General features: G+C 44.3%; 14 protein-coding genes, 1 pseudogene and 1 other annotated feature (1 of these 16 cut by a window edge). Of the genes and pseudogenes, 12 read left to right on the forward strand and 3 right to left on the reverse strand.

The window, feature by feature from the left end; all coding sequences use genetic code 11:
• Nucleotides 1-42 (forward strand) — a binding site (T-box leader) (it extends 222 nt beyond the left edge of the window).
• Nucleotides 43-86: 44 nt separating this feature from the next.
• Entirely contained in the window at nucleotides 87-1,727 is a 1,641-nt protein-coding gene (gene metG / locus G358_RS0113425) for a methionine--tRNA ligase (protein ID WP_019637751.1), read from the forward strand.
• Nucleotides 1,728-1,912: 185 nt separating this feature from the next.
• On the forward strand, nucleotides 1,913-2,887 hold the full coding sequence (locus G358_RS0113430; protein ID WP_019637752.1) for a phosphotransferase enzyme family protein: 975 nt from the start codon (nucleotides 1,913-1,915) through the stop codon (nucleotides 2,885-2,887).
• A gap of 145 nt (nucleotides 2,888-3,032) precedes the next feature.
• On the opposite strand, the gene G358_RS0113435 is transcribed toward G358_RS0113430, so the two are convergent.
• Nucleotides 3,033-3,962, reverse strand: a complete 930-nt coding sequence (locus tag G358_RS0113435) for a serine hydrolase domain-containing protein (RefSeq protein ID WP_019637753.1) — start codon at nucleotides 3,960-3,962, stop codon at nucleotides 3,033-3,035.
• A gap of 205 nt (nucleotides 3,963-4,167) precedes the next feature.
• Between G358_RS0113435 and G358_RS0113440 the strand changes: the two genes are divergently transcribed.
• The 3 genes from G358_RS0113440 (at nucleotide 4,168) to G358_RS0113450 (ending at nucleotide 7,603) form a co-directional block, all read left to right on the forward strand.
• Nucleotides 4,168-5,181: a DMT family transporter gene (locus G358_RS0113440; protein WP_019637754.1), complete on the forward strand. Its 1,014-nt coding sequence runs from the start codon at nucleotides 4,168-4,170 to the stop codon at nucleotides 5,179-5,181.
• A gap of 136 nt (nucleotides 5,182-5,317) precedes the next feature.
• Nucleotides 5,318-6,709, forward strand: coding sequence for an MATE family efflux transporter (locus G358_RS30150; RefSeq protein ID WP_019637755.1), 1,392 nt, complete (start codon nucleotides 5,318-5,320; stop codon nucleotides 6,707-6,709).
• A 342-nt stretch (nucleotides 6,710-7,051) separates the two neighbouring features.
• Nucleotides 7,052-7,603, forward strand: a complete 552-nt coding sequence (locus G358_RS0113450; RefSeq protein WP_019637756.1) for a hypothetical protein — start codon at nucleotides 7,052-7,054, stop codon at nucleotides 7,601-7,603.
• Between the two features lie 160 nt (nucleotides 7,604-7,763).
• Here G358_RS0113450 and G358_RS0113455 read toward each other — a convergent pair whose 3' ends face one another.
• Nucleotides 7,764-8,192, reverse strand: coding sequence for a MarR family winged helix-turn-helix transcriptional regulator (locus G358_RS0113455; RefSeq protein WP_019637757.1), 429 nt, complete (start codon nucleotides 8,190-8,192; stop codon nucleotides 7,764-7,766).
• 140 nt (nucleotides 8,193-8,332) lie between these two features.
• On the opposite strand from G358_RS0113455, the gene G358_RS0113460 reads away from it, so the two are divergent.
• Nucleotides 8,333-8,875 (forward strand): CarD family transcriptional regulator, encoded by a 543-nt coding sequence (locus G358_RS0113460; protein WP_240480028.1) that lies wholly within the window; start codon nucleotides 8,333-8,335, stop codon nucleotides 8,873-8,875.
• Nucleotides 8,876-9,122: 247 nt separating this feature from the next.
• On the opposite strand, the pseudogene G358_RS33990 reads toward G358_RS0113460, so the two are convergent.
• A pseudogene (locus tag G358_RS33990) lies at nucleotides 9,123-9,378 on the reverse strand (aminotransferase-like domain-containing protein); the annotation flags it as partial.
• A 144-nt stretch (nucleotides 9,379-9,522) separates the two neighbouring features.
• Here G358_RS33990 and G358_RS0113470 point away from each other — a divergent pair.
• From G358_RS0113470 to G358_RS0113500, 6 genes are all read left to right on the forward strand, one after another.
• A complete protein-coding gene (locus G358_RS0113470) occupies nucleotides 9,523-10,464 on the forward strand; it encodes a DMT family transporter (protein ID WP_019637760.1) in 942 nt (313 codons plus the stop codon).
• A gap of 233 nt (nucleotides 10,465-10,697) precedes the next feature.
• Complete coding sequence (locus tag G358_RS0113475) at nucleotides 10,698-11,687, forward strand: ABC transporter ATP-binding protein (RefSeq protein WP_019637761.1); 990 nt, start codon at nucleotides 10,698-10,700, stop codon at nucleotides 11,685-11,687.
• Nucleotides 11,659-12,432 carry an ABC transporter permease gene (locus tag G358_RS0113480; protein ID WP_019637762.1) on the forward strand — a complete coding sequence of 258 codons (774 nt, stop codon included), beginning with the start codon at nucleotides 11,659-11,661 and terminating at the stop codon, nucleotides 12,430-12,432. The genes G358_RS0113475 and G358_RS0113480 overlap by 29 nt, the downstream gene beginning before the upstream one ends.
• 44 nt (nucleotides 12,433-12,476) lie before the next feature.
• A complete protein-coding gene (locus G358_RS0113485; protein WP_019637763.1) occupies nucleotides 12,477-13,079 on the forward strand; it encodes a class I SAM-dependent methyltransferase in 603 nt (200 codons plus the stop codon).
• Nucleotides 13,080-13,098: 19 nt separating this feature from the next.
• Complete coding sequence (locus tag G358_RS0113490) at nucleotides 13,099-13,800, forward strand: aspartate/glutamate racemase family protein (protein WP_019637764.1); 702 nt, start codon at nucleotides 13,099-13,101, stop codon at nucleotides 13,798-13,800.
• A 254-nt stretch (nucleotides 13,801-14,054) separates the two neighbouring features.
• Nucleotides 14,055-16,121 carry a HelD family protein gene (locus G358_RS0113500; protein WP_019637766.1) on the forward strand — a complete coding sequence of 689 codons (2,067 nt, stop codon included), beginning with the start codon at nucleotides 14,055-14,057 and terminating at the stop codon, nucleotides 16,119-16,121.
• The last annotated feature ends 4 nt before the right edge of the window (nucleotides 16,122-16,125 follow it).

Genomic DNA, 16,125 nt, shown 5'->3' on the forward strand with positions numbered 1-16,125 from the left:
AAAATTGGGTGGTACCACGTGAGCACAACTCTCGTCCCTTTGGGATGAGGGTTTTTTTGTGTGTCAAAAATGAGGGAGGGAATCTTATGGCGAAAATATTTATCGGCGGAGCATGGCCGTATGCGAATGGTTCATTGCATCTGGGACGATTGGCAAGTTTATTGCCGGGGGATGTATTGGCACGTTATTTCCGTGCGAAGGGAGATGACGTATTATATGTGTCAGGCAGCGATTGTCACGGAACTCCTGTCGCTGTTCAAGCTATGCAGGAGGGGGTCTCGCCAGGTGATATTGCAGATCGTTTCCATCTGGAATTTGTCGAATGCTTCAATCGGTTGGGCTTCACTTATGATTTATACACGCGTACCGATCAAGAATTTCATCATCGTGTAGTTCAAGATGTATTTCTGAAACTTCTGGAAAATGGACATCTGTATAAAAAAACTATCCTGCAGACGTATTGTGAAGTAGATCAACGATTTTTGCCAGATCGATACGTTGAAGGGGATTGCCCTGTCTGTGGTCATCGTGCCCGAGGGGATCAATGTGACTTTTGTTCAACATTGCTTGATCCAGCGGACTTGTCAGAAAAAACATGCAAAATTTGTGGCAATCCACCTGTCGAGCGCCCAACGGAGCATTATTACCTTGCATTGTCTCAATTTCAGGCTGAATTGACCCAATATGCTGAACAGGCTCAGGGATGGAAGGAAAATGCTGTCCAGTTGACCCGAAGGTACTTGGAAGAGGGCCTTCAAGATCGTGCAGCGACGAGAGATCTAACATGGGGCGTTGAAGTTCCGGTTGAAGGATTTGATGACAAGAAAATCTATGTCTGGGTTGAAGCCGTTAGTGGTTACTTGTCTGCAAGCAAACAATGGGCAAGTCAGACAGGCGGCAGTTGGGAATCCTTTTGGCTGGATGAGGAGAAGGATTTAACCGCGTATTATGTACATGGAAAGGACAATATACCTTTCCACACACTGATTTGGCCTGCTTTGCTCTTGGGAGTAGGGGGACTGCACTTACCTGATCGAGTGATTTCATGCGAGTACATGACACTAGAAGGGAAAAAGTTTTCGACAAGCCGGAATTGGGCGGTTTGGGTACCAGACATTCTGAAAAGGTACCAGCCGGACTCCATTCGCTATTTTCTGATCGCAAACGGGCCCGAGAAACGCGACACTGATTTTTCATGGAGGGAATTTATTCATAGTCACAACGGGGAGCTGCTAGGCGCGTTCGGAAATTTGGTCAACCGTACGTTGGCGTTTATCGACAAATCCTTTGAAGGTTATGTTCCTTTAGGAGAATTTAGTGAGGAATGGACAAGGTCAACCGAAGATATATATCGAGATGCTGGAGCCCTAATTGAAGAAGGCCGTCTAAAAGAAGCGATTGAATTGATTTTCACCTACGTCCGTCAAGCAAATAAATATTTTGATGAACAAAAACCATGGGTGCAAATCAAGGAAAATCGGGAGGCATGTGGACTTACACTACATTCATGTGTACAGATTATAGCCAATCTCGCAAACTTGCTCGAACCCTTTATTCCCTTTTCATGTGAGAAAATAAGAACGTTTCTTACGCTGGAAAGACCGAACTGGCAGTTGATTTTTGTTCCTGCTGGCTTACAGATTCATAAGTATGAGCTTTTGTTCGAGCGCATTGACGTAAGTCGGATTGAAGAAGAGATAAGTTTATTGGAGAAGCAAAAGATGTAGCTGGATAGGGAAGGGCCATCCATTGGATGGCTCTCTTCAAAATTTGCCGTTACGGACAGCTCGGAGAACCGTACCATAAGTAGGGCAAGTTTTTTGCGGAATGGCAAACATGATATTTCTGTGCAAGGATTGCAAGGCTCCATTTTCCACCATCACCTAAAATGAAACTTAAAAGGAGGCATTGAATGGATAATGCAATCATTGCGCAGCATGCGCTTGCACAGTACGATATAAACGTTGTATCCGTATCGCCGATAGCTCAAAGCGGTGCTGCCGTGTTCAAAGTTGAAGATCACCAGGGATTATTATACAGTCTGCGTGTTCACGAATCTAAAATCAGTACGATTGAGAAGATGTGGATAAGCCCAGATGTGCTGGATTCCGAGTTGGTATGGCTGGATGCGCTTAATCGTGATACTGGCCTTACCGTCCCCGTACCCAAACGCAATCGGCAAGGGGCGTATGTTACGCAGGTGGGCGATATGAATTGCACTATGCTCAGTTGGGTGACAGGCGAGCAAAAGCCATACTTTACTAATAAGCAAGAAATGAAATCCACCGCTGTAATGACGGCAGCTTTGCACCAACATGCCAGTAAGTGGCAGCCGCCTTCATCCTTTATCCGTCCAACGGTTAATCGCGCACGCATACAGAATGCTCTGGACTTGCTCAAGCAGGCCGTACGGGAAGGATTATTAGATGCAAATGATGTTCAGATACTTGAAGCCGCTGGGGAAAAAGCAATGGCTCTGCTCGACACGCTCCCTAAAAATAACTTGACTTGGGGCATATTGCACGGAGATATCATTCCTCCCAATATTGTGTATGTGGATGGGGTTGCAAACTCCATTGACTTTGGCGCGTGTGGATTCGGTTTTTTTCTCTCTGACTTGGCCATCACATTCTGTTTTATTCACCCCAATACTAGACAGCAGTACATTGATTGGTATGGAAAGCACTTTCCGCTACCGAATGATTATGTGGTACAAATAGAAGCATTATTTATTGCATTTCGGCTAATTATGATGAGGAACGCCCTCGGTATGCCTGACGCAAACAACTGGCTGCCGATGGATGTGCAAAAGTCTGCGTCCCGTGAATTTGGCAGGTATGTAAATGGTGAAGGTTTTTTATTTTTAGGCACACCATTTTGGGAATGATCAACCTTTTCTTATCAGGAAAATGATACTTGATTGTGCTAACTAAAAACATTTTAGTTGAAATAACGTGAGTTCAAAGAAAAGGCCATCCCCACAAAGGATGGCCTTAAAATCTTACCGTTACGTGAAGAGAAGTTAATGATGATCAGCTTGATGCTGCCGGACTGTTCTTTAGACACTCGAGAAGTGTATGATTAAACGCCATTTGGTCTTCTTTGTAATTGTTCGTATATCTATTAAACATTCTTACTCCAACAGCATTATATTTTGGAAGAACAACACAATGACAGCCTGCTGCTCCGGTTGCATAGTACCAGTCCTCCTGATAGTACCACCCAAAAAGACGTTTGCTGGCATCTTCCTTTAATTGAAGATCGGCATATAAATCAAAGACTGCTTCTGGTAGTATCTGCTTGCCATGCATAAGTCCATCTTTAAGGTGTAGATATCCCCAATGTGCAAGGTCAAGTGAACTAGTATATAGATTTCTTTCATGGCCTTCATTGGACTCGATTCGAACAGAAGCATAATTACCATCCGCCTGAAAATCACATACTAGACTCTCTTTAGGAGACGTTACCCATTCTGTGTGATTAAGTTGCAGAGGCTTTAATACACGCTCGCTTATAAGCTGCGCAATGTTCATGCCTGTAATAGTCTCAATCACCTTTCCCGCCAATTCTTCTCTTTCGATTCTATTGGCTCCGAAATATTTAGCACCCGTTTTTGTTGCTAAGTCACGGATTGTTATTTCCCCGAGATCGTCCTTAGGGATGTCGTGAACCAGTTTGTATACAGGTGTCTCCAGGGGGATATTACTTTCAACCACAGCAATCGCCGTTGCTAATCCTATGTATGTTTTTCTTGTTGAGTAAATGTTAAACATAGAGTCTGCATCAATTTGCTTTGCTCCCTTTTTAGAATGGTGGAAGCCGTCATACCATTCGAGCACAACCCTATCATTTTGAATTACAATTAATGAAGCAGCAGATGAGTTAAATTCATGCATTTTTTTTTGAGTAAGAGCTAATAGAGGGCTAAAGAGAGCGGTTTGATCTTCTATAATAAAATCCATTTTACTTACCTCCAAACAGATGGTGAAAGATTAGTATTAATTGTACTGGTGAATGGTAGAATGAGGCAATATAAAAACAAATGTTCTTGTTTTTCTATGCTGATGGGATTCGGGTTTGTGTAATCGAAAAATAGTCGATACTGTCCATTAAGATCGATTGATCGGGCTGAATGACTAATGTCGACATCATGCGAGGCAAAGTGACATGTTTATTTCTTTTCCGATCCTCAACATTTATGGTGAAATGAATTTTGGAAAAGAGGTTAAGTTAATGAATTTAAAAAGTATTAAAAAAGCTAAAATAGGTATAGGTCTAGGGGCTACTTCAGCGATAGCTTGGGGGGTAGATACAGTATTAATTGGCATTATTATAGCTAGCTCGCCATTTAAAGAGGCTATTATGCTTGCTCCAATAATTGCCGCGTTCATGCATGATTTTTTCTCTGCACTATGGGTATCCTTGTTTATGATTGTAAAAGGTGAATTTATTAATGTGTTAAAGGTGCTGAGAACAAAGAGCGGCGTGATTTTAATGTTCGGAGCGTTGTCTGGCGGCCCCTTGGCAATGACCTTTTATTTTCTTGGTATTCAATATGTAGGAGCAACCTATGCAGCAAGTATTGCCTCCATATTCCCAGGTATAGGGGCTATACTTGCGTTCACTTTTTTGAAGGAAAAAATGGGCAAGAGAACTTGGCTCGGTGTTGTTATAAGTATTACTGGTGTCATTATTTTAGCTTATATGCCATCGAAGTTTAGCGTGGATAGTAACTTTTTCATCGGCATATTGTTTTCATTTGGAGCTGCGATATTTTGGGGTCTTGAAGGGATAATCGGTGCTTGGGGAATGAAAGGCAAAGAAGCCGTTCCTGCTTATGCAATTAATATAAGACAGATGACCTCCGCGTTTTGTTATGGAATATTAATTGTACCGATGATTCATGGCTATCCGATAGCATTTCAAGTCGCGTCATCAAATATAGTATGGTTGATCATCTTAGCAGGTTTATTAGGAGCTGCCAATTATTCTTTATATTACATGTCAATTAATATAATCGGTGCTGCTAGAGGGCAATCGCTGAACAATACTTATGTTTTCTGGGCGATCGTGACGGAAGTTTTATTTATAGGTACCCCAATTACCTTACAATTTGTCATTGGAACGGCAATAGTGCTTACAGGTTCTATCCTTGTTTCAGGACTAAAAAAGTTAAAATAAAGCTCCTGATAAAGAGGTGGATTTCAAATACTGTTAAACCGAGTTTTCTGCAATGGTAAAAGGGTAGACTTGTTGGATTGCGGGCGCTACACTAGGGAAAGCGATAGAGAAAAAATAGGGTAGGAGTTTGTTAAACGTGACATTAACTGATCGTATTCCATCATGGAAAAAACTTAGTCTTTTTGCTGTAACCTGGCCGATTCTCATCGATTCCGTGCTGCGGATGATGCTGGGCACAGTGGACGTGTTCATGTTAAGCCGGATCTCCGATAAGGTCACCGGGGCAGTAGGCTTAGCCAACGAAATTATATACTTCTGCATTCTGATGTTCGGCTTTGTCGGCATTGGCACTAGCGTCGCGGTTGCCCAGTATATCGGCGCCGGGCGGGAGAGAGAAGCGGGCCGCATTTCGGCCAACGCCATTACGTTAAATCTGATTTTCGGGGTGCTCGTCAGCCTGGTCCTTTTTCTATATGGGGAGCCTATTTTGCATTTGATGAAGTTAAATCCCGAGCAAATCGGAATTGCAAGTCATTATTTAAAAATCATTGGCGGTTTCATCTGGATCGAGGCGCTCTCTTATGCGGTTTCGTCAGTGATCCGTTCGACGGGACACACCAAAAGCGTGATGTTCGTCACCCTAGGTGTCAATCTCGTACACGTCGCAGGAAACTATCTGCTTATTTTCGGGAACTTCGGCTTTCCGGAGCTAGGCGTGACGGGAGCGGCCATATCCACGGTCGTTAGCCGCTTGCTCGGCATTATCGTTCTGTTTATCATTCTATATCGCCGGAGTCCTGCACCGATTCGTGCTAAAGATTACGTGGTCTGGAACGGCACTTACGTAAAACAGATTTTGCACGTCGGATTGCCCGCGGCGGGCGAACATCTCGCCTGGCAGTCACAGTACCTCATAATCATCAGTTTCGTCAATATGATCGGCATCACTGCGCTAAATACCCATGTTTATGTCATGAACATCTCGAACTATTTTATGGCCCTTGCTCTGGCGATCGGAGCAGGTACGGAAATTATTGTCGGACAAATGGTCGGGGCGGGGGAAATGAAAGAGGCCTACAAGCGACTCATGAGAAGCGTGTGGATCAGCTTTGGGTTAACTTTAGGCATTGTGGGTATTGCATCGCTGTTCCGGCATGAGCTGATCGGCATGTTCACGAAAGACCCCGTGATCATTGCCGCCGGGGCGGGTATTTTTCTGCTCTCCATTATTCTCGAACCCGGCCGGACGTTTAATATGGTCATCATTAATTCGCTGCGTGCCGCCGGGGATGCGCGTTTTCCCGTCTTGATGGGTGTGCTCTCGATGTGGGGCGTCTCTGTGCCGCTTGCTTATGCGCTGGGCGTTCATTTCGGGATGGGACTGCTTGGTGTGTGGATCGCTTTCACGGTAGATGAATGGCTGCGCGGCATGATCATGCTGCTTCGCTGGAGAAGCCGGGCCTGGGAGAAGAAGGCGCTCGTGAAGCCTGTTTCTACGCTGGAAAACGGCGTGGGGATGCAAGCATAGACAGGTATATTTGTTTAGAATGATATCGCAAGAAGCCGCTTCTCAAGGGAAGTGGTTTTTTGCGCTGCCTTTTCGGAGCGAGAGGAGGAACGATATGAGGATCGTGATCATCTCGGGAACCTGGGCGGCAGGGCCGCTTGTTCTTTAAAGAGTCACCAGACCGGGCTACATGATCCATCATGTGCGCAGCTTGGCATGTACTTGCGTCTGCTCGATCCAGCCGGTCCCGGAAATCGCCGTGGGTTCAGCGAAGAGGGCTTGATCGCATCCTGCATTCGCACAATCAGGCAGCCCGCCCCTGGCGTACAATGAACTATTACCAGTGAGCGAGGTGAACTTTCCATGGCACAATCCAAAGAGGTGTTCGCACGGGCCAAGCGGCTGCAGGGCCGGCCGGTGTGCATCACACTGCACAACGGAAAGACCCACGTCGGCTATATTACCGACGTTAACAGCAGCGTCTTGACGCTGGCTAGCGCCGGAGCTCAGCCGCGCACCTCATACGGGAAGCAAAGCTCCCGGCCTAAGCAGCACAGAGCCAACTCCCCTGCCTCGGGCAGCCGTTCCGGCAGCCGGCGAAGCGGCGCACGCAAACCTTCCGTCCGTTCCCGCTCCCGTTCCCGCTCCCGCTCCCGCAAACCGGATGCCCAAGTATCGTCCTTTCTACCGATGATAAGCTCGCTGTTCGGGGGATTAGGCGGCAGCGGCGCTGCTGCGGGAGCGCTAGGCGGTGCATTGGGCGGGGGGGTGCGGCTGTTCAGCATGATCCAGCGATTTGTCCCGGTCGTGAGGTTGGGATACGGCATGATCAAGTCCATACGCCCGTTTCTCGGTGCCGTTAAAGGCTTGATGGCGCCACCCGAAGCTGAAGCGGCAAAAGACGAATCACCGTAACTGCAAGAGGAACAGCCCTTTTGGATGGCCCAAGGGGGCTTTTCGTGGTCAATAAGGAGCCGCCATTACTGCAACCAAAACCAAGCTGTATATATATATATATATTGAAAAAGGAAGTATGATCAAAAAGGTTGCAGTCTGCGGTAAAGTGATTGCTTCACTATAGTCCCCAATCGGATTGCAAAATCTTCTTAAGAAGGGTTGCTTGTTCAGCCCCGATCGTTTCGATGATTTTTGCCTCAAGTGTTGCTTTGATGACCTCTCTCTTTTCAAAACACTCTTCGCCAAATTTTGTTAACCGTATGCATTTATCTTTATTGTTATGCTGTGCCTTGCTAATCTCAACTAATCCCTTGGATTCCAGACTTTTAATGAACTTATGAGTAGCCTGCCGAGAAATATCTACATGTTTGGTAACATAGGATATCGTTGGCTGCTTCTTGTAGATCCTCGCCATAATAAACCACTCTGAATTAGATATATGTAGGTCATGACTTTCATTCCACAATTGGCTGTTCAAGTTGCGAAGCAGGACATGACGCTCGCTAATCAAGTCTATCAAGTCTAAGTTCTGTGATGCTGAACTCATTCTATTCATTCCTTTCAATATAATTCTCATCCAATATACAAAAGCGTTTGTTCATCGTCAACTAAGATGACAATATGGTATAATAGAATTATATTGTCATCTTAGTTGACGATCGCGAGGAGGCGACTGCATTGTTTGAAGTGGGTGAATTGATTATATATTCAGGACATGGCATATGCCGAATCGATAGTATAAGTGAAAAAGAAATTTCCGGCGTTTCAAGGTATTATTATGATTTACATCCGCTGCATGGGGCTGATTTAAAAATCAGTATTCCAGTAGATAATAAGTCCAAACTTATGCTGGATCTTATTCAAAGGGATGAAGCAGAGAAAATTATTCAATCCTTTAGATTGCCAGGTATTCATTGGATAGAAAGAAATACGGGACGGAATCATACCTATTCAAGTATCGTTAATACAGGCAATAGGGAAGAGATTGCAAAAGTTATTAATACTCTAATGCGACAAAAGCTTAAGGTTGAACTAAACAATAAAAAGTTTAGCCAACAAGATCAGAATTTGTTAAACTCTACTCAGCAGATTTTGTTTCATGAGATTGCAATCTCACTGGAAACTAGCTACGAAGCTATATTAGACGAAGTTCATCATATCATTCAAGCTGACTTCGACTGCGAGAATAAACCTGAACCTAGTTATCCAGGTTCATTAGATAATAAATGATTTAAGAAATAGTACAGATTGGTGAAAGCCGCCGCTGACGGGCACCTACCAACCGATGCCCGTTAGCGGCGGCTTTATGTCTATCCCCCGATCCCCCTTTTCACTTCCTCTAATATCACCTTCCCTCCTGTATAAAGATGCCTGAATCGACTCCCGATAGCGCCACCGCTCCCTCGCCGTTATGACGATTTACCGACCCGTTTATCGCCCGGATTCGTGCAGTATATTGGCTGCTGATCTTGTGCAAGTCGTCCTCGACAATGTATACATCGTATATTCCCGCCAGACTGGCTATGGCCTTTCGCTCTTCCGCACTATCCGTAGTCCTAGTGGATTTTGATATCTGGACATGGTGTAGAAAACTTGATTCCGCCGCTCTTGAACTTTTGCCCCAACTCCTGCAGGTCAATGCCAACTGGACTGCGTGGAATTCCAACCACCGGAATGCCTTCCGTTTCCAAATATCGCAAATAGATATCATAACTCGGCAGCACGACCAGAATCGTTTTTATAATCGTTACGTAGAACAGTATCGATAAAGTTCTGGAAATTTGTAGTTGTTGGGATCTCCATTTTGTTTTACCATTTCATGTATCAACGCCAAATCCGCGAACATGACACTCTTTTTTAAGGGGGCACTTGCTTTAATGAATCCATCCGGATTAAAACTTGCTTATCTATGCGCGATTATAAATGCAATGATCATCGGATTTTCTTTTTTATTCACGAAGATCGCGCTCGAATTCGCTGAGCCTATGGATACACTGACATTCCGGTTTGCTGCATCCTTCGCCGCTATGTCCATTCCCGTCCTGATGGGCCGGGTCCGTTTGAACTACCGCGGGAAAAAGCTGTATAAGGTGCTGCTCCTGGCCACTTTGTATCCGCTGGGATTCTTTACGCTCCAATCCTACGGTTTGAAGTATGCCGCATCCAGCGAAGGGGGCATCCTGTTTGCTTTCACACCGGTTTTAACGATGCTGCTGGCATTTCTGTTTTTGAAAGAAACGACTACGCTCCTGCAAAAGTTATCTATCGGTCTGTCGGTTAGCGGTGTTCTGTTCATCTTTATCATGAAGGGCAGCCGCATCGATTGGTCCAACATGACGGGGATTATTCTCTTGTTCTTGTCTTGCCTGGCGGTGGCCGGGTACAGCGTGCTCGCGAGGCGGCTCCTCAAATCGTTCAGTCCTGCGGAGATCACGTATGTCATGCTTGGCATTGCCTTTCTATCTTTCCTTGCCGTGTCACTTGCGGGGCATGCAGCTACTGGAACGCTCAGTCAATTGTTCTCTCCGCTTGCCAGTGGTACGTTTATCGCGGCTATTCTCTATCTAGGCATTTTGTCTACACTGGTTACAGCGCTTAGTTCAAACTATGCCTTGTCTAAAATAGAAGCGTCCAAAATGAGCGTATTCTCTAATCTATCGACGATTGTGTCGATCGCTGCTGGAGCGCTTTTGCTTGGGGAGGAAGTCAGATTGTACCATATCGCCGGTTCGGTGCTTATTATTGCCGGTGTCATGGGCACCAATCTGCTCGGGAAGAAAGGCGAGAGGCAAGTTCTCAATCGGGCAAAGGCCGGATAAGGTTAATTAAAGGAGTGAAAATATCATGTCCTGTCGAAGAAACGATCGCTTGCCCGCAAACATTCAATCAAACCGTTCAAATCATCAATGGTTTAATCAGGTGTCCTAAATCTCCTCCCTGAGACGGAGGCCATTTCCATCTGGGGCCAGTTTAAGAAACTAATATTCAAAAATACAATAAAGGTATCAATGGCATCACCTTTTTATTTCGTTCGGGAGAGGATGGTTATGTGATGGAGAATATTATAGAAGTACGGCGTATTAGTAAGGTGTATGGACGAAGAAAAACGAAAGAGAAGATCCATGCGGTTCGTGATGTTTCTTTCACTGTGCACCGTGGAGAGGTTGTCGGTTTATTAGGGCCCAATGGGGCGGGGAAGACATCAACGATAAAAATGCTCTGTGGTTTGCTGGAATCGGATGGGGGCTCTATCTCCATTAATGGTCTGGATATTAGTAAGAAAAGACTTAAAGCTCTAGAGCATATTAGTGCTGTATTGGAGGGGAACCGAAATTTATATTGGCGCCTTACCGTTCGGGAGAACCTGGAATACTTTGCGGGTAACCGCGGTTACTCTCGGAAGCAGGTTGCCGATCAAGCGGATAAATTGTTAGAGCAATTCAACCTGAAGGAAAAGGAGAATGAGCTGGTCAGTGGATTATCCCGGGGGATGCAACAAAAATTGGCCATCGCAGTAGCATTATTAGCTAATACGGATGTTATTCTGTTGGATGAGCCAACTCTCGGGCTGGATGTTGAAGTTAGTTATGAATTGCGTGAAATTTTAAAGACGATCGTGAAGGAAGAAAAACGTACGATTATCATTAGCTCACATGATATGCCCGTTGTTCAGGAGCTGTGTGATCGTGCCATTATCATTAATAAAGGTGAAGTTGTCGTCGACGACAGGGTGGAGAATTTGCTTAAGCTGTTTGAAACAAGAGCATACTCAATTAAGCTGGGTGAGCAATTAAGCTTGGACCAGGAGAAGAAGCTGTTTGGCCGTTTTCCTTTAAGTATATATAAAGCAGGCTCCCATGAGTGCATTGTGGAAGTTAATTTAGAGTACAGTCAGGACATCTATGAGTTATTCGATCTTCTAAAAGAGGAAGGAACCATTGTGGAGAGCATTGATCGTATAACCATCGACTTTGAGCAAGTGTTTATTCAGATTGTTAAGGGAGGGAAGAATCATGAAATGGCTGCACTTATTGAATGCTAATTTTCGTAAGGAATATATCGAACTGAAACGTTATCTGCCGAACACCATTGCATTAGTATTCACCTTTTATATTATTTTCTTAGCTGCATTCTTTGGCATTATGTTCATCGGTGACCCGGTCAGTTTTGATACCAATGTGCAATATTCGATTGTAAGTGTAGCCTTCTGGAGCTTAACGATGATGACGATGAATTTCCTTGGTTATTCTGTGGTCACAGAGGCAACGCGCGGAACGTTGGAACAAATATATATGTCTCCTATGGGGGTGTGGAAAATCATGCTTACCCGCATCATTGGGCAATTTGGCATCCAGTCGGTTGTGATGGTCATCTTGCTGTTCGCTGCGATGCTTACCTCCGGGCAGTGGTTGAGTCTAAATCCATTGACGACAATCCCGATCATTGTAATTACAATGATAAGTATGGCGGGTGTCAGCTTTATGATTGCTGGCCTTGCTGTTATCGTGAAACAGATTCAGGCATTTCTACAGATTTTCCAATTTGTATTGATGGGGCTTATCTTTGTTCCGTTAACTGCAGCTCCATTTCTAGCCTTTGCTCCATTCGTCAAAGGGGTGAATATGGTAAGAACGGTGATGATTGAAGACCTGACGCTGACTCAATTGCCTTTGGCAGACTATGCGGTCTTAATCTTAAATTCGCTGGTATATTTATTTGCAGGGCTTTTTGTATTTCATCTCTGCGAAAAAATAGCGATGAAGAAAGGTCTGCTTGGACAATACTAACACTCGTCTTAGTTTTCGTATGAGGGTGGATTGGAGAGATAGGAATGGCAAATACGGATAAGTTTGAAATGATAGCTAACATGTATGATACGCCTGAAAGAATTCAAATCGCAAAGGTATCGTCTGAGGCGATCCGTGAATATGTAGTTGACGCTAAAAGTAAAAATGCTGTTGATTTTGGCTGTGGAACGGGTCTTGTCGGAATGAACTTGTTAAATGAGTTTCATTCCATGCTTTTTCTGGATACCTCACCAAACATGATTCATCAAGTCAAGCAGAAAATTTCGGATTTTAATATTCGGAATGCAGATACATTGTGCTTTGATTTTGAACAAGAAGGTTTATCGGATTTACATGCTGACTATATTTTTATGGCCCAGGTTCTCCTCCATATTCCTGATGTTGAATTCGTTTTATCCAAATTATTCGATGTTCTAAATGACGGGGGACATTTACTAATTGTAGATTTTAATAAAAATGAGAATATCGTTTCAGATATCGTTCATAACGGATTCCATCAAGATGAGCTATCCGGCATGATGACGAAAATCGGGTATAAAAACATTCAATCCAAAACTTTTTATCATGGAAGTAAAATATTTATGGGACAAGACGCATCGATGTTTGTTCTCGATGCCCAGAAGTAACGGGTGGGGTGAGTAGGTAGTGAAAACAATAGGGCTTATTGGCGGCATGAGTTGGGAATCATCCATGCTCTATTACCAAATCATCAATGAGAAGGTAAAAGAAAGGAAGGGTGGTCACCACTCAGCAAAGAGTCTGCTGTATTCCGTAGATTTTCAAGAAATCAAGGACCTCCAGCATCAAGGGAATTGGACAGAGGCTACGAAGCTTATGATTGAATCGGCACAGAAACTGGAAGCAGGCGGAGCCGATGTCATAGTTATATGCACGAATACGATGCACAAGATGGCACCCGAAGTGATGAACTCGGTATCGATTCCTTTACTTCATATTGCAGATGCAACAGCAAATAAAATTGTTAGCGATAAAATAAAGAAGGTAGCTTTGTTAGGGACTGCCTTTACTATGGAGCAGGAATTTTACAAGGGTAGGCTGATCAATCAGTTTGGACTTGAGGTTGTTGTACCGGATGAAGCAGATAGGGTAGTCATTCACGACATCATTTATCACGAGCTTTGTCTTGGAATTATAAATGAACATTCAAAGAAAAGATATCTAGACATCATTGACCGTCTTATCCGAAAGGGAGCGGAAGCTGTTATTCTCGGATGTACGGAAATCACAATGCTCATCTCCCAAGAAGACTGTAATATCCCGATTTATGATACAGCACGGCTTCACGCCGAGGCTGCCGTTGATTTTGCGTTAGGAGACGAGGAGTAAAAGTGAAGCTTACGTTATGGACGCTCGGAGAACCGTACCAGAACAAGAAGAACAAGATAATAACAAGAAAACCAAGCCCTGATGCTCAGGGGCTTGGTTTTTTTATGCAATATCGAGTGTAAAACAATATGCTTCGTAACCCTATTTTTGGAGCCACGATAAAAATATAATACTACAAGGATAAATATAAGTCTATATTTTTCTTCCAATTTCTCTATACTTTGGAGTGAAATCAAGGGAGAAGAGGGATAAAAATGACCGTGAATCAAACGGAAGCGGAAGAAAGGAAATATCTCAGCACGATGGTGTCCAGGCTGCAAAAAGCGATTGAGCTTTTGGAAAACAAAATAAGCACGACCCGTCAGGAAGTCATTGAAGCAAAAAAATACGTTTGGGATAACATGGCTGGACTCGATCCGGCGGAGAGAGCGGCCAATCGGGTCGAAATCTCGCTCGCTATCGATCATGGGGAAAAGGCGGTCGATAAACGGAGAAAGCTCAGAAAATTAGTGGAAGCCCCTTATTTCGGAAGAGTGGATTTCGTTCCTGATGGACACGAGAAGGGAGACGCTTACTATATCGGGGTACACGCATTCAGCGAAGAAGACAGCCAGGAGAATCTGATTTATGATTGGCGTTCCCCTGTCGCCAGCATGTTTTACGATTATAATGCCGGGAGAGCCGAATATTCGGCTCCTGCAGGGGTAGTCGAAGGGAAGATCGCTTTAAAGAGACAGTTCAAGATTAAAGGCCAGACCATGGAATACATGATTGAAAGCTCTATGAATATTAATGACGAGGTATTGCAAAAAGAACTGAGCCAAACGTCGGACGAGAAAATGCGAAATATTGTCGCCACTATTCAGAAGGAACAAAACGTCATTATCCGGAATGAGCATTCCTGCGAGCTGATCATTCAAGGTGTTGCCGGCTCCGGAAAAACCTCGGTCGCGCTGCACCGTATCGCCTTTTTACTGTACAGGTTCAAAGGAACGTTAACGTCTGACAACATTTTGATCATTTCTCCGAATAAAGTTTTTGCCGACTATATTTCCAATGTGCTGCCGGAACTGGGGGAAGAAAACATAGTCCAAATCGGCATCGAGGAGTTGGCCTCCAGGGAACTGAAGGGGATATGCGAATTCCAGACCTTCAACGAGCAGGTGACGGAGCTTACTGATTCAAGGAACGAAGGGAACGAATCCTTGATTGAGCGCATCAGGTACAAAGCTAGCATGGACTTTGTGCAGAAATTGGATCGTTTTGCTGCGCATATTCGCGATAACGATTTTGTGCCTGCCGACCTAAACATCGATAATGTGAGAATTGACAAGGCAGATATTTTAAGCGCGTACGAAGCTGCTGGAAACGTGCCGATCAAACAAAAACTGGAGAAAACAGCTGCGGTCATTGCAGGAAGCGCAAGGGATGAGGATGGCGGCAGGGTAAAGCCAGCCGCTGCCAATAAAATCAAAACGGCCATAAAAAGGATGTTTAAATCTCTGAATCTCCTTGCGATTTATAAAGAATTTTATCATTTTATAGGCAAAGCGGAATTGTTTAAGCTGAAAAAGGCGAGGATGCTGGAGTTTTCCGATGTTTTTCCACTTGTATATTTGAAGATTCTTGTAGAAGGAGTGAATAGTTTCGATGCCGTAAAACATATATTGGTAGATGAAATGCAGGACTATACCCCTGTTCAATACGCCGTAATATCCCGTTTGTTCACCTGTAAGAAGACGATTCTGGGAGACAGCAGCCAATCGGTCAATCCTTACTCCTCATCATCGATCACCGAAATCAAGAAGGTTTTTCCCGGAGCGGATACAGTTGAACTATTAAAGAGCTACCGCTCGACGATTGAAATCATCAACTTTGCCCGGCATATCGACCCGAACAGCAGGATTGTTCCGATTGAACGCCATGGCTACCACCCTCGGATTAAAAGTTCTGATAGTCGGGCCGGCGAATTGACGGATGTGAAACAAGCGGTCATGGAATTTCTGGATTCGGATCACAGATCGCTAGGTATCGTTTGCAAGACGCAAGCCCAAGCCGAGCGGATTTATGAAGAAATCAAGGATATTCATAAGGATATCTATTTGCTCAATTTCAGCAGTGAGCAATTTCATGAGGGGATTATGGTAACTTCGTGCCATATGGCAAAAGGCTTGGAGTTCGACCATGTGATTGTGCCGTTTGTTGACGTATCGAATTATAAGACGGATATGGACAGAAGCCTGCTGTATATTGCTTGCACGAGAGCCATGCATGTATTGACGCTAACCTTTCATGGAGAGCAATCGCCGTTTATTCCTTAAACAT

Source organism: Paenibacillus fonticola DSM 21315 (genome assembly GCF_000381905.1).
GTDB classification, from domain to species: domain Bacteria; phylum Bacillota; class Bacilli; order Paenibacillales; family Paenibacillaceae; genus Fontibacillus; species Fontibacillus fonticola.